The sequence below is a fragment of the Salinimicrobium sp. 3283s genome (assembly GCF_039602225.1).
In the GTDB taxonomy this organism is placed as follows: domain Bacteria; phylum Bacteroidota; class Bacteroidia; order Flavobacteriales; family Flavobacteriaceae; genus Salinimicrobium; species Salinimicrobium profundisediminis.
In genome coordinates this window covers 3,018,707-3,032,128 of record NZ_CP143631.1, presented here as the reverse complement: position 1 = coordinate 3,032,128, position 13,422 = coordinate 3,018,707, and the positions used below count along the sequence as shown (strand labels likewise).

The window sequence follows — 13,422 nt, the reverse complement described above, 5'->3', positions numbered from 1 at the left end:
TTGCCATTTTAGACGGTGACGGGCACACTGGGTTCAACTTTGACCGGTTTCCCTTTTACCAGGATCTCCAGAGGTTTATCACCTTCAAGTGAGAAACTTGTTTTACCCGGTGCCACATTAATTTTTAAGATTTGATTTCTGAAGTTGAGCTTGAACGAGAAGCTTTCCCAGCCTTCAGGAATTTGCGGATTAAAAGACAGAGTTCCGTTGAGCACGCGCATTCCGCCGAAACCTTCAACAATACTCATCCAGGTACCAGCCATACTTGTAATATGACAGCCTTCTTTCACCTCGTTGTTATAGTCGTCTAGATCTAGCCTTGAGGTTCTAAGGTAGAATTCGTAAGCCTGCTCCATTCTGCCCAAAGCCGCGGCCTGTATGCTGTGCACGCAGGGCGAAAGGGAAGATTCATGAATAGTAAGGGGCTCATAGAAATCAAAATGCTTTTCAAGCTCTTCTTTTGAAAACTGATCTTCAAAGAAGTAGAATCCCTGCAGCACATCGGCCTGTTTGATATAACAGGAACGCAAAATCCTGTCCCAGCTCCACTTCTGGTTAATAGGCCGCTGAGATTTAGGTAATTCGGATACCGGGATGATCTCCTTATCGAGGAAATTATCCTGTTGCAGGAATACTTTATACTCTTCGGAATAAGGGAAATACATCTTTTCTGAAACTTCTTTCCATTCGGCTAACTCTTCAGCAGAAAGGGCGGTCTTAGCCATTAGCCTTTCATAATCTGAAGCATATTCAGATTTAACCTTTTCAAGACTTTCCATACAATAATCTATACACCATTTAGCCAGGTAATTGGTATACCAGTTATTGTTTACGTTGTTCTCATATTCATTAGGGCCGGTGACACCAAGTATCACATATTTATCTCTTTTTGTGCTGTAGTTTGCGCGCTGTTGCCAGAACCTTGCAATAGCGATCATTACTTCAAGTCCTTTTTCGGGAATATAGCTAAAGTCACCTGTGTAGTCTACATACCTTTTAATGGCCACGACCATAGCACCATTCCTGTGAATTTCTTCAAAAGTGATCTCCCATTCGTTGTGGCTCTCTTCCCCATTCATCGTTACCATTGGGTACAGTGCCGCTCCATTGGAAAAGCCCAGTTTTTCGGCATTTTCAATGGCCTTGTTGAGATGGTTATATCTATAGGTAAGCAGGTTTCTTGCAACCGACTGGTTTTTTGTAGCCATATAAAAAGGAATACAATAGGCTTCGGTATCCCAATAAGTACTACCGCCGTATTTTTCGCCGGTAAAACCTTTAGGCCCAATATTGAGGCGGGCATCTTCGCCAAGGTAAGTTTGGTTAAGCTGGAAAATATTGAACCTGATGCCCTGCTGTGCTTTCACATCACCCTGAATAGCGATATCGGCAGTTTCCCAGATTGAAGCCCAGGCTTCTTTTTGTTCGTTGAGCAGGTTTTCAAATCCGGCATCAACAGCAGCATCAAGAACTGAAGTAGCAGCCTGTACAAGCTGGTCTCGCTTGTGGTTCATATCGGTCACATACCCAGCGAACTTGTGAAGGGCAATTTTTTCACCCTTTTTGGCTTCGGTGGTGTACCTGAAGATCACCTTTTCATCAAAGCTCACTTCGGAAGCTTCAACATTTTGCTTACTGCCGTTCCTGTATAGCCCGGACTGCATGAAGGCGGTGGCGTGAAATTCGGTTTTTAGCGTCTTGGCAGTGATGAAGCCTTTGTCTTCATTGGTTTTTACCTCGAGGGTTTTCCAGAATTTTTCTTCCCAGTTTGCATCTTCATTGGTGATACCGCTGTCAAGGTAAGGTTCAAAAACTATAGTTGCGTCGCTGTTAGTAACCTCGACTTCATAATTTATCACTCCCAGTTCATTCCGTTTTAGGGAAAGGAATCTTATTACCTTAACTGAAACCTCAAGCTCGTTTGGCATTACAGCGGTAAAGCTACGCTCATACCAGCCTTCTTTCATGTTAAGTTCCCTTCTGAAATTCTTTACTTCCTTACAGGTAGCAAGATCTAAGGCTTCCCCATTGATAAAAACATTGATCCCTATCCAGTTTGGAGCATTTAGAACTTTGGCGAAATATTCGGGGTACCCGTTTTTCCACCAGCCCACTTTGGTTTTATCGGGGTAGTAAACTCCTGCTATGTAGCTTCCCTGAAAAGTGCTTCCGGAGTAATATTCTTCGAAGTTTGCTCTTTGTCCCATAGCACCGTTCCCTATGCTAAAAAGACTTTCTGAAGACTCTACTCTCTCTGCATCAAATCCCTCTTCCAGAATTGACCAGTTATTCGGTTTTATATAATCCTGATTCATTTCTTTACTTTCTAAGTATTTTTTCTATAAAATCAATATCTATTTCGGTAAAATCTGCGAAATTATAATCCGCTTGTTTTAATATTTCACTATCTCCTATTCCTATGCTTATCATTCCGGCCACGTTAGCTGCCTCAACACCTGCAACAGAATCTTCAAAGACAATGCAGTCTTCGGGTGCCATTCCGAGTTTTTCAGCAGCAATTAAAAAGACTTCGGGATTGGGTTTGGCTTTAGTCACATCATTTCCATCTACAATAGCCGTAAACCTTTTTTCAATATCCAACCCTTTTAATATAGGACGGGCATTTTTACTCGCCGAGCCCAGTGCAAACGGTATATTGTTTTCGGTTAAATAATCCAGTACTTTTTTTACTCCCGGTAAGAGATCGGCCTCATCCATGTGGTCGATCCTTGCGAGGTAATCTTCATTTTTGGAGGTCATGAGGCGTTCAAATTCACTCTCGCTTACCGTTTTATTCCCCCAGCCCAATATTTGCTCAAGCGAATGCACTCTACTCACTCCTTTTAACTGTTCATTTTGTTCAAGTGTAATATCAAAACCCAGATCATTGGCCATCTTTCTCCACGCCAGGTAATGAAACTTTGCGGTATCAACTATTACTCCGTCCAGGTCGAATATTATTCCTTTTGATTTCTTCATCATTTTTTAAACTTTTTTTACTACTACCGGTTCATCCACATCGTGAATCCTCACACATAATGCGGCGGCTATAAGAAAGGCTACACCACTGGTCACCAGGGCATAAATAGGATCTCCATCATAAAGGTATTTTACCATGGGGCCTCCTATTATGGCATTAATAATTTGGGGAATAACAATAAAGAAGTTAAAGATCCCCATATAAACTCCCATTTTTCTCGGCGGAATTGATCCTGCCAGAATTGCGTAAGGCATTGCAAGAATACTTGCCCAGCCAATTCCAACCCCTACCATAGAAAGCAACAACCAATATTCGTTAGGAGCTATATATATAGACAGTAACCCCAGCCCTCCCAGAACAAGAGAGAACATGTGGGTGGTTTTTCTTCCGAGTTTTAGTGCGATCACCGGGAGGAAAAAAGCGAATACTGCCGAGACGGCGTTGTATACACCAAACAGCACTCCCACCCAGTCTCCGGCATCCTGGTAAGTTTCACTGCTGTTATCTGAAAGAGGCAAACCATACACGTGATGTGCTATTGCCGGAGTGGAGAATACCCACATTCCAAAAAGACCAAACCATGAAAAGAACTGTACCCAGGCAAGCTGGCGCATAGTGAATGGCATGTTTTTGAAATCGGTAAAAATATCGAGGAGGCTGGATTTCTTTTCGGTTTCCACTTCATCTTCGGAAACGTGGTCATCCATTTTTTCAAGTTCTTCGGGAGAGTATTCTTTGGTGGTGAAGACTGTAACAAGAATACTTATTACCAGGATCGCAGCACCTATAACAAAGGAGAGTAAAAGGTGCAATGGTACTTCCCCGGCCACAGCACGATTGCTAATGTTAAACCAGTTAGCAAGAACGTAAGGCAACCAGGAACCTACTACAGCTCCTATCCCAATTAAAACAGTTTGAACACTAAAGCCCAGTGTACGCTGGTCTGATGGAAGATTATCGGCCACTAAAGCCCTAAAGGGTTCCATGGCAATGTTGAAGGATGCATCCATTACAAAGAGCATCCCGGCGCCAATCCAAAGAGATGGAAGAATGGCGATAAAAAGATCGGCATTAGGCATTAAAATCAAACCTGCTGCTGCCATTAAGGCTCCGGTAAGAAAGAAAGGCCGCCTTCGTCCTAATTTTGTCCAGGTTCGGTCACTGTAATAACCAATAATGGGTTGGATTATAAGGCCGGTTATAGGTGCCACAAGCCAGAACCATGACAGTTCATGAACATCGGCTCCAAAAATTTGCAGGATTCTACTTGCATTGGCATTTTGAAGGGCAAAACCAAGCTGGATGCCCAGAAATCCAAAACTCATGTTCCAGATTTCCCAAAAACTCAGGGTACGTTTTTGCATTATCGTATTGTTTGATTACGATAAGCTGTTTAGACTTATCAAAACTTATTAAAGGAAAGTAGAAATATAAGTTCTGATATAAAATCCCGGCAAAGATAATAAAAATATTAAACCGCCGGCATTTTTCTGTTTTGTGTAGATTCCCGTTCTATAAGACTGGTTTTTACTATGGTGGTTTGGAATTTTTCTTCTGTAGTATCATTTTCGATCCTGTCAAGAAGTAAATCGGCGGCTTTTGCACCCATTTCGGCCCCATGTTGGTTTACGGTACTCAAAGTGGGAATAAACCTGCGCGAGAGTTCTCCGTCAGAAAAGCTGAAGACCAGAACATCATCTGGTACAGACCGTCCCTGACTTATTATTGCTTTTACCGCACTTGTAGCAAATTGTTCATTTACCGCAAAAATTCCGTCTACCTCTCTTTCAGAAAGGAATTGGGCAATTTCTTCATGGCTGTTTTCCACATCTTCAATCTTAAGGATGAGATCTTCTTCAACTTCCAGGTCATTATTCCGGAGTGCCCGTAGATATCCTTCCGTTCTTAGTTTTCCCACACTTATATAATCAACTGTGGTAATAATTGCTATTTTTCGGCACCCGTTATCTATAAGTTGCTGAACGGCATCCCGTGCGCCATCACTGTCGTCTATGATCACCTTATCACATATAATATCATTCACCACCCTGTCTACCATCACAACCGGCATACCCTGGCTTATTACTTCTTCGAGGTGATGATAATCTCCCTTTTGCTGCGTTTCTTTGGCTACAGAAAGTATAAAACCATCTATACTCCCATTGGCCAGCATTTCGAGGTTGATCACCTCCCTGTCAAAGGAATTGTTTGATAAACAGATGAGAACGTTATAACCACGTTTGTTTGCCACTTCCTCCACCCCGCTAATAACGGTAGCAAAAAAATCATGTACTATTTCGGGCAGCACCAAACCAATGGTCTTTGTCCTGCGGTTTTTAAGACTCAGGGCAATATTGTTGGGTTTGTAATTATAGAGCTTGGCAAAAGCCTGTATTTTTTGACGGGTATCGTCACTAATTTCAGGACTGTCGCGTAAGGCTTTTGAAACTGTTGAGACTGAGACATCAAGCTCTCGTGCTATCTGCTTAAGGGTAAGTTTTGGCTTCATTGTAAGGGGATTAAGATGGAGACCGGTTAAAAATGGTAAATCTATAATATTTTACTGTTAAATTAAGATTATGATAAAGTTTTCAACACGAAATCGATTTCGAGGGGTTTAGTGTTTTATTTAATACCTGTAGATCCTTTTAGAATAGCTACTTTTATTCCCGGAAAGTAGAAATATAAGGTTAAAATAAGTAAAACCTAACAAAGCAAATTTATGAGAACATTTATTAAAAGCACATTGCTCATGTTATTGATGCCAATGAGCTTTTTTGCTCAATCCACTGTTAGCGGTATAATTACCGAAAGGGATACCGGGATGCCCATTCCGGGTGCTAACATAGTAATTAGAGGTACCACGACCGGTACCACTACAAATTTTGACGGGGAATACACACTTGACGGGGTGAATCTTGATGACGTGATAGTGATATCATATATTGGATTTACTCCCCAGCAAATTCCTTTTACCGGGCAGGAAACAATCAACGTACAACTTGCCCCCGATACAGCTATACTTGAAGAAGTAGTTCTAATTGGATACGGTTCTACGCGAAGACAGGATGCTACCGGTGCCGTTCAACAAATTTCCACTGAAGACTTTAACCAGGGAGCCATTGTCTCTCCTGAACAGTTGATTCAGGGTAAATCGGCCGGGGTTCAAATTACCTCTGGTAGTGGTGCACCCGGTGGTGGCACCGAGATAAGAATTCGTGGTGGTTCCTCTTTATCAGCCAACAACTCACCACTTATAGTGGTTGACGGTGTACCTTTAGATCAAAGAGGTGTACAGGGTGTAAGAAACCAGTTGAACGCTATTAACCCTAATGAGATCCAGGATTTCGTAGTACTTAAAGATGCTTCGGCAACTGCCATCTACGGTTCACGGGCCTCTAACGGTGTAATTCTTATCACTACTAAAAAAGGTAAAAAGAACTCAGACCTCAAGTTTGAGTATGACCTAAAAGCTTCTGTTGGAGAGGTAGTAGAAACAGTTGATGTTCTAAACGCTGAGCAGTTTAGAAACCTCATTGAAACTACTCCAGGTACCGATGTTGGTCTTTTAGGTGATGCCAGTACAGATTGGCAGGATGAGATTTACCAGACTTCGGTAGGTGCAATTCACAACCTTACAGTTTCACAGGGTCTTGAGAATTTTTACTACAGAGTAAACTTTAACCACACTTCTCAAACCGGGGTCTTAAGAACAGATGCTTATGAGAGAAATGCGTTGAACACTGCTTTCAATTACGATCTTTTAGACAACGATCTTAAACTTACCCTTACTGCCAAGGGAAGTATTGACCGTAACGACTTTGCTGATGAAGGGGCTATTGGTGCTGCAGTAAACTTTGACCCTACCAAGCCTGTTTATGATGAAAACAGCCGTTATGGAGGATTCTATGAGTGGACGAACAACAAAGGAGTTGCTTTACAACAGGCTACCCGAAATCCTGTAGCACTTTTACTGCAACGGGAAGATGAAGGGAAAACCAAACGTTTGATCACAAACTTCAACATAGATTATAGAATCCCATTAATTGACGATCTTAAGTTCAATTTAAATGCAGGAGTTGATTATTCTGAAAATGATGGTTTTAACATACGCCCTACAACTTCTGCAGTTGTACTTCAGGATATCGCCGATGAAGAGATTTACTGGGGAATGAACAGAAACCAGTTACTGGATTTCTATTTCAACTATAAGCCTTATGTTGAATCTTTAAGCACTGCTTTTGATTTTACAGTAGGACATTCTTACCAGGAGTTCTTTATCTCCAGCCAGCAGAGATATACCGATGCTGCCGTAGAAGGAAACTGGGTGCTAAATCCAATCACAATTGACAGAAATGCCCTTGAATCTTACTTTGCAAGAGCAAGTTTTGACATTGACGACAAGTACCTGATTTCTGGTAGTTACCGTATGGATGGCTCCTCAAGGTTTAGTGAAGATAATAGATGGAGCTCCTTCCCTGCTGTCTCTCTAGGTTGGAAAGTTAACAATGAAGATTTCCTTAAAGATTCAGGCGTACTTTCAGAATTAAAATTAAGAGCAGGATATGGGGTAACAGGTAACCAGGAGATTGGTCCTAACTATGGCTATATGGGTATCTATACACCGAGTGAAAGAGGTGCCAGCTACCAGTTTGGTGATCGTTTCTATCAAACCCTTAGACCAGAAGAATATGACAAAGATCTTCAATGGGAAGAATTACAAACCTATAACGTAGGTATTGACTTCGGACTCTTTAATGATCGTTTATCAGGTAGTGTAGATGCCTACCACAGAACTACCGAGAACCTGTTGGCGGAAGTACCAGTTCCTGCCGGTGCTAACCTTTCTGACAGATTGATCACTAACGTAGGAGAAACTGTGAGTAAAGGTCTTGAAATTGGTCTGAACGGAGATTTGATAAGGTCAGACAAGATGAACTGGTCTGTTAACTACAACATCACCTTCCAGGATCTTGAAATTACTAAACTATCATTGGGAGAAGATCCAAACTTCTTTATACCACAAGGAGAAATAAGCGGTGGTGTTGGTAACATGATCCAGATCTGGAAAAAAGGCATTGACCCAACTACTTTCTTTGTATACAGACAGGTTTATGATCCAAATGGAGAACCTATTGAAGGAGCTTATGTTGATGTGAACGGAGACAACACCATTACTGAAATTGACCGTCAACCATACAAAAAAGGATCCCCAGACTTCTACATGGGCTTAAGCAGTAACTTCAACTATAAGGATTTCGATTTCAGTTTTACCTGGAGAGGAAGCTTTGGAGGTTACATGTACAACAACATGCAGTCTGCTACCGGATTTAGAGGAGCGGGAACTGTTACTCCACAGCCTTACTATTCAAACTTTAACTCAAACGTTCTGGAGTCAGACTTCAATGAAAGTCAGTTCTTCTCAGATTACTATGTTCAAAGTGCAGATTTTGTGAAGCTTGACAATGTATCTATTGGATACTTAATTGCAGGTGAAAAAGTAGACTTTCGTGCTTCTTTAACCGCAACAAATGTATTGACCATTACAGACTATGACGGTCTAGACCCTGAGATCTCTGGCGGAATAGATAACAACTTCTATCCAAGACCAAGAACGTACACTTTAGGGCTTAATCTTACTTTTTAGAGAATTAAAAACTATGAATATGAACAATAAAATAAAATCATTCTTTCTCCTCTTCCTCAGCGTTACTATTCTGGGGTCTTGTGAGAGCGAATTAGATCTTCAGCCTGAAGACAACAGGGAAGTACCGGGTCAATTGCTAAATGATTCGGCTGCTTATAAACAGTTCTTGGCTAAACTTTATGCCGGTCTTGCTGTAAGTGGGCAGGAAGGCCCTGCAGGAAATCCCGACCTTTTAGGGCTAGACGAAGGATTTTCACAATACCTCCGTCTCTACTGGATGCTCCAGGAATTACCTACAGATGAAGCCCTAATAGGCTGGAATGACGGTACTATTGCCGACTTACATGGACAAAACTGGACTTCAGGTAACGAATTTATTCGTACCATGTACTCCAGGATTATGTATCAAATTGCACAGGCTAATGAATACATCCGCCAGTCAAGTGATGCAAATTTAAGCGCCAATGGAATTGATGAATCTCAATTCACCGAAGTTCAACAATTTAGAGCAGAGGCAAGATTCCTTAGAGCTTTGAGTTATTACCATGCCATGGATCTTTATGGAAATCCTCCTTTTATCAATGAAGACAGTCCTGTAGGGGCTTTCCTTCCGGAGCAAATCCAGAGAGCAGATCTTTTCAACTACATTGAGAGTGAACTACTCGACATTGAAGGTAAAGTAGTAGCCGCAGGCCAAAATGAATATGGTCGTGCAGACCAGGCTGCTGTCTGGACCCTCCTTGCCAAACTTTACCTTAATGCAGAAGTTTATACTGGTACCCCAAGATACAGTGAAGTACTCACCTATACCCAAAAAGTTATAGATGCAGGGTACACACTTGTAGACGATTATGAAAAGCTCTTCCTTGCCGATAATGATGTTAACGGTGCGCAAAACGAGATCATCTTCCCTATCAGGTTTGATGGTCTTAACACTAACTCTTACGGCGGACTAACCTTTGTTATCCACGCATCTATTGGTGGTGATATGGATCCTGAAGAATTTGGAGTAAACTCCGGATGGGCAGGTCTAAGAACTACTCCCGAATTTGTGAGCCTGTTTCCTGATGGAGCCGATTCTGCCGATGGAAGAGAAATGTTCTACACCGAAGGTCAAAATCTTGAAGTGAATACCATAAGCAACTTCGCAGATGGTTATGCCGTAGGTAAATTTAAGAACGTAGATGTTAATGGAAATCAGGGTAGCGATGCTACCGGAGAGCATGTAGATACCGATTTCCCTTTGTTTAGACTGGGAGACGTTTACCTCATGTATGCCGAAGCTGCTTTTAGAAGCAACACAAACATGGCCCAGGCGGTAGATTACATCAACGAATTAAGAGAAAGAGCTTATGGAGAAGGTAACGGTCTTATTACTGCAAGTGCAATCAACAACAACTTCCTTATCAACGAACGTGGAAGGGAATTATATTGGGAAGCACATAGAAGAACAGACCTTATCCGTTTCAACCGTTTTACCGAGAATGCAGTTTGGGCATGGAAAGGCGATGTTCCGCAAGGGACAACAACTGCCGCCTACAGGAACCTGTTCCCTATTCCGGCTTCCGATCTGGGAGTAAACACCAACTTAACACAAAATCCAGGATACTAACCTTATTTATAAAATGAGAACAATGAAAAAATTATCAATAGTACTATTAGCTTTTGTCGCTCTTGTAGGATTTAACGCCTGTACGAGTGATGATGATGTGGTATTCATCGCAAATCCCGATGCTGAGGGAATCCACTTTACAAATACTTTTGCTTCCACTTACGATCTTACAGAAATGGAGCCAGGAGATGTTGTAGATAGATTTGTGTGGAATGAAGTAGATTTTGAAGTTTCTACCAATATTAACTATGAGGTACAGGGAGCACTTACCGAAGGTTTTGAAAACCCTGAAACCTTAGGTAGTACTTCTATTAATAATCTGGACATCACAGCACAGCAACTTATTAAACTTGTTGCAGAAACTGAACTGGATGAAAATGATATGACCACAGTCTACGTAAGAGTAGTGGCTTCTCCTGGAACTGCAGGTGAAATGGCTCACATTTCTGAAGTTGAGTCTTTCACTATTGTTGTACCTACAGAACCTGAGTACATTAACCTATATATGGTTGGTGACGCTACTGCTGCAGGATGGAACCCAGACAATAACAATACTCCTCTATTCCGTGATGCAGAGAATGCTAATATTTACTACTACACTGGTAAATTGAAAGCCGGAGGACTAAAATTTGTAGAAACAACGGGGTGGGCACCACAGTATGGCTCATCTGAAGAAGGAGTTTTAACATACCGCAAAACAGAAGCTGATCCAGATCCTGCCGGAATTACAATTCCTGCAGAAGGATATTACACAGTTGTGGTTAATACAAAAGATCTTACTTACACTTTAGAGCCAGCTCCAGATGCTGCCGATAAAAAGACTTATGAAATGATAGGTTTGGTGGGAGCAGGAACTACAGTTGGATGGCCTGGTGATGACAATCCAACTCCAGACATTATGCTTACCAAGTCAGCCTTTAATCCTCACATTTGGTTCACAGAAGATGTGGTACTCTCTGAAGCTGGAATAAAATTCAGAGCTAACCAGGATTGGAGTGTTAGCTGGGGTGGCGGAGTAAACTTCCCAAGTGGTTTGGCTACAGGTGATGATATCATTGTCTCTAAAGCCGGAACCTACAATGTGTGGTTTAACGATGTTACCGGACGCTACATTTTTATTGAGCAGGAAGCAGCCGAATAGGAATAGAAACCCAAAAAAAGGCTGCCTGGCGCAGCCTTTTTTTTTAATTCCACAAATATGAAAAACAAATTTTTGTATCCTTTTCTCTTTTCACTCCTCATGTTGGGCGCATGTTCCTCAGACGATGATTCGGGAGAGCCAGATCCGGGAAAAGAACCGGTAAACCCGCCTCCTGTTGAGGCGCAGCCAATAAACCTGGCAGATTATGACAACGGTACCGGAGTTATGATGCAGGCCTTTTATTGGGATGTAGAGCCAAGACATGAATGGTGGAATCTTTTAACTGAAAAAGTTGACGATTGGGCCAATGCAGGGATAGACCGTATTTGGCTTCCGCCTGCTTCAAAAGGTCAGTCTGGTGGCTATTCTATGGGTTATGACCCTTCAGATTATTATGATCTGGGAGAATACTTTCAGCATGAAACCACAGAAACCCGTTTTGGTTCCAGAGAAGAACTTGACAATCTAATTGCCGCGGCTCACAGCAACGGAATTGAAGTGATTGCCGATATCGTTCTTAACCATAACTCGGGAGGGGGTAAAGAATGGAACCCTTACGTTCAGGATTCTACTTACACGCTTTTTGATGAAGCCCACGGCAATGCCTCAGGTATGTTTAACCGCACCTGGGAAGATTTTCATCCCAACAACACCAGCGAGTATGACAGCGGGTATTTTCTTGGTCAGGATCTTGATCACGATGTACAACATGTACAGGATTGGCTGTGGCTGAATGACAATTCGGTAGCCAAATACTACAAGAACAACGTTGGTTTTGACGGTTGGCGCTTTGATTTTGTCAAAGGCTTTTCCCCATGGGTGGTGAAAGACTGGATGGAATCTGTAGGCGGATTTGGAGTTGCCGAACTGTGGGATGGAAATCCTGCTGTACTTGAAAAATATATTGAAGAAACAGGTATATCGGTCTTCGATTTTTCCACCTTTTACAAACTCGAAGAAGCTCTTGATCGTTATGACGATCTCACTTACCTGACGCGCGATATGGTGTGGCAAAATTATCCCGATAAAGCGGTAACATTTACTGCGAATCACGATACCGAAAAAGATACACATGAAGATAACAGGATTGCGGCTGAAAATAAGATGATGGCCTATGCTTTTATACTTACGCACCCCGGTTATCCTACCATCTTCTACTCAGATTATGAGAATGAACAATTTCAGGAAAAGCTGAACCAGTTGATCCTTATCAACAATACTATTGCAACCGGAGAAGTAGAAGTACTTTTTGCAGATAACGATGAATACATCATGCATCGTAAAGGAACCGATGGCAACCCCGGGCTTCTTCTTTATCTCTCTACGAATGGCCGAAAATCCCACACGGTAGAGACTACCTGGAGTTCTAAAAGAGTAATGGATTATACGGGCAATACCGAATATACCGCACTAACCACCGAAAGTGGCGTTGTAACTATTCAGGCGCCCGAAGAAGGTTACGCAGTTTACTCGATCATGAAATAATTTCTTCGGAAAGAAAATTAGAAAGGCCGGTCAAATTTGACCGGCCTTTTTTATATAAAGTGATTTCTACTTCTGGAGGAGCGACATATAATCCAACTTCCCCACCCCGACCTGCGGCCACCCCTCCGCTGGAGGGGATATATTTCGAGGATGATTTGTGGTAGAGACAATTGATATCTTTCCCTAATTAACGTTCTGGCGAAACTTTATTGGATCCCGATTTTAAAACTTGGTCGCTGGAATCTCCCGCTTCTGTTTCTGGAAATTATATTTTAGCTCCAGGGAATGGTATAGTAATAGCTCTAAACATAATAAAAGAATGAGCTCCGCAGGAGCGACATATCTTTAACCCCACCCCGACCTGCGGCCACCCCTCCGCTGGAGGGGATATATTTCGAGGATGATTTGTGGTAGAGACTATTGATATCTTTCCCTAATTAACGTTCTGGCGAAACTTTATTTAGTCCCGATTCTAATACCTGGTCGCTGGAATCTCCCGCTTCTGTTTCTGGAAATTATAGTTTAGCTCCAGGGAACGGTATAGTAATAGCTCTAAA

At 42.1% G+C, this 13,422-nt stretch carries 8 protein-coding genes; 4 read left to right on the top strand and 4 right to left on the bottom strand.

Annotated features, from left to right (window positions below; translation table 11 throughout):
- Positions 1–8: 8 nt before the first annotated feature.
- From VS868_RS13450 to VS868_RS13435, 4 genes are all read right to left on the bottom strand, one after another.
- Positions 9–2,315 carry a glycoside hydrolase family 65 protein gene (locus VS868_RS13450; protein ID WP_345598267.1) on the bottom strand — a complete coding sequence of 769 codons (2,307 nt, stop codon included), beginning with the start codon at positions 2,313–2,315 and terminating at the stop codon, positions 9–11.
- A gap of 4 nt (positions 2,316–2,319) precedes the next feature.
- Entirely contained in the window at positions 2,320–2,979 is a 660-nt protein-coding gene (pgmB, locus tag VS868_RS13445) for a beta-phosphoglucomutase (RefSeq protein ID WP_345599839.1), read from the bottom strand.
- Between the two features lie 6 nt (positions 2,980–2,985).
- Positions 2,986–4,344, bottom strand: coding sequence for an MFS transporter (locus VS868_RS13440; protein WP_266071038.1), 1,359 nt, complete (start codon positions 4,342–4,344; stop codon positions 2,986–2,988).
- Positions 4,345–4,451: 107 nt separating this feature from the next.
- The gene (locus VS868_RS13435) at positions 4,452–5,489 is read right to left on the bottom strand and encodes a LacI family DNA-binding transcriptional regulator (protein ID WP_266071039.1); all 1,038 of its coding nucleotides are present in this window, start codon (positions 5,487–5,489) and stop codon (positions 4,452–4,454) included.
- Between the two features lie 213 nt (positions 5,490–5,702).
- Between VS868_RS13435 and VS868_RS13430 the strand changes: the two genes are divergently transcribed.
- Genes VS868_RS13430 through VS868_RS13415 form a run of 4 tightly spaced genes read left to right on the top strand, consistent with a single transcriptional unit; the run spans position 5,703 to position 12,865 of the window.
- Entirely contained in the window at positions 5,703–8,627 is a 2,925-nt protein-coding gene (locus VS868_RS13430; protein WP_345598264.1) for a SusC/RagA family TonB-linked outer membrane protein, read from the top strand.
- A 19-nt stretch (positions 8,628–8,646) separates the two neighbouring features.
- Positions 8,647–10,239 carry a RagB/SusD family nutrient uptake outer membrane protein gene (locus VS868_RS13425; protein ID WP_345598262.1) on the top strand — a complete coding sequence of 531 codons (1,593 nt, stop codon included), beginning with the start codon at positions 8,647–8,649 and terminating at the stop codon, positions 10,237–10,239.
- Between the two features lie 22 nt (positions 10,240–10,261).
- Positions 10,262–11,380, top strand: coding sequence for a SusF/SusE family outer membrane protein (locus VS868_RS13420; RefSeq protein ID WP_345598260.1), 1,119 nt, complete (start codon positions 10,262–10,264; stop codon positions 11,378–11,380).
- 57 nt (positions 11,381–11,437) lie between these two features.
- Complete coding sequence (locus VS868_RS13415) at positions 11,438–12,865, top strand: alpha-amylase (protein ID WP_345598258.1); 1,428 nt, start codon at positions 11,438–11,440, stop codon at positions 12,863–12,865.
- Positions 12,866–13,422 lie beyond the last annotated feature (557 nt).

Coding starts and splice junctions, on each gene's coding strand:
- VS868_RS13450 (WP_345598267.1), bottom strand. CDS start 2,315: ATGAATCAGGATTATATAAAACCGAATAACTGGTCAATTCTGGAAGAG.
- pgmB (WP_345599839.1), bottom strand. CDS start 2,979: ATGAAGAAATCAAAAGGAATAATATTCGACCTGGACGGAGTAATAGTT.
- VS868_RS13440 (WP_266071038.1), bottom strand. CDS start 4,344: ATGCAAAAACGTACCCTGAGTTTTTGGGAAATCTGGAACATGAGTTTT.
- VS868_RS13435 (WP_266071039.1), bottom strand. CDS start 5,489: ATGAAGCCAAAACTTACCCTTAAGCAGATAGCACGAGAGCTTGATGTC.
- VS868_RS13430 (WP_345598264.1), top strand. CDS start 5,703: ATGAGAACATTTATTAAAAGCACATTGCTCATGTTATTGATGCCAATG.
- VS868_RS13425 (WP_345598262.1), top strand. CDS start 8,647: ATGAACAATAAAATAAAATCATTCTTTCTCCTCTTCCTCAGCGTTACT.
- VS868_RS13420 (WP_345598260.1), top strand. CDS start 10,262: ATGAAAAAATTATCAATAGTACTATTAGCTTTTGTCGCTCTTGTAGGA.
- VS868_RS13415 (WP_345598258.1), top strand. CDS start 11,438: ATGAAAAACAAATTTTTGTATCCTTTTCTCTTTTCACTCCTCATGTTG.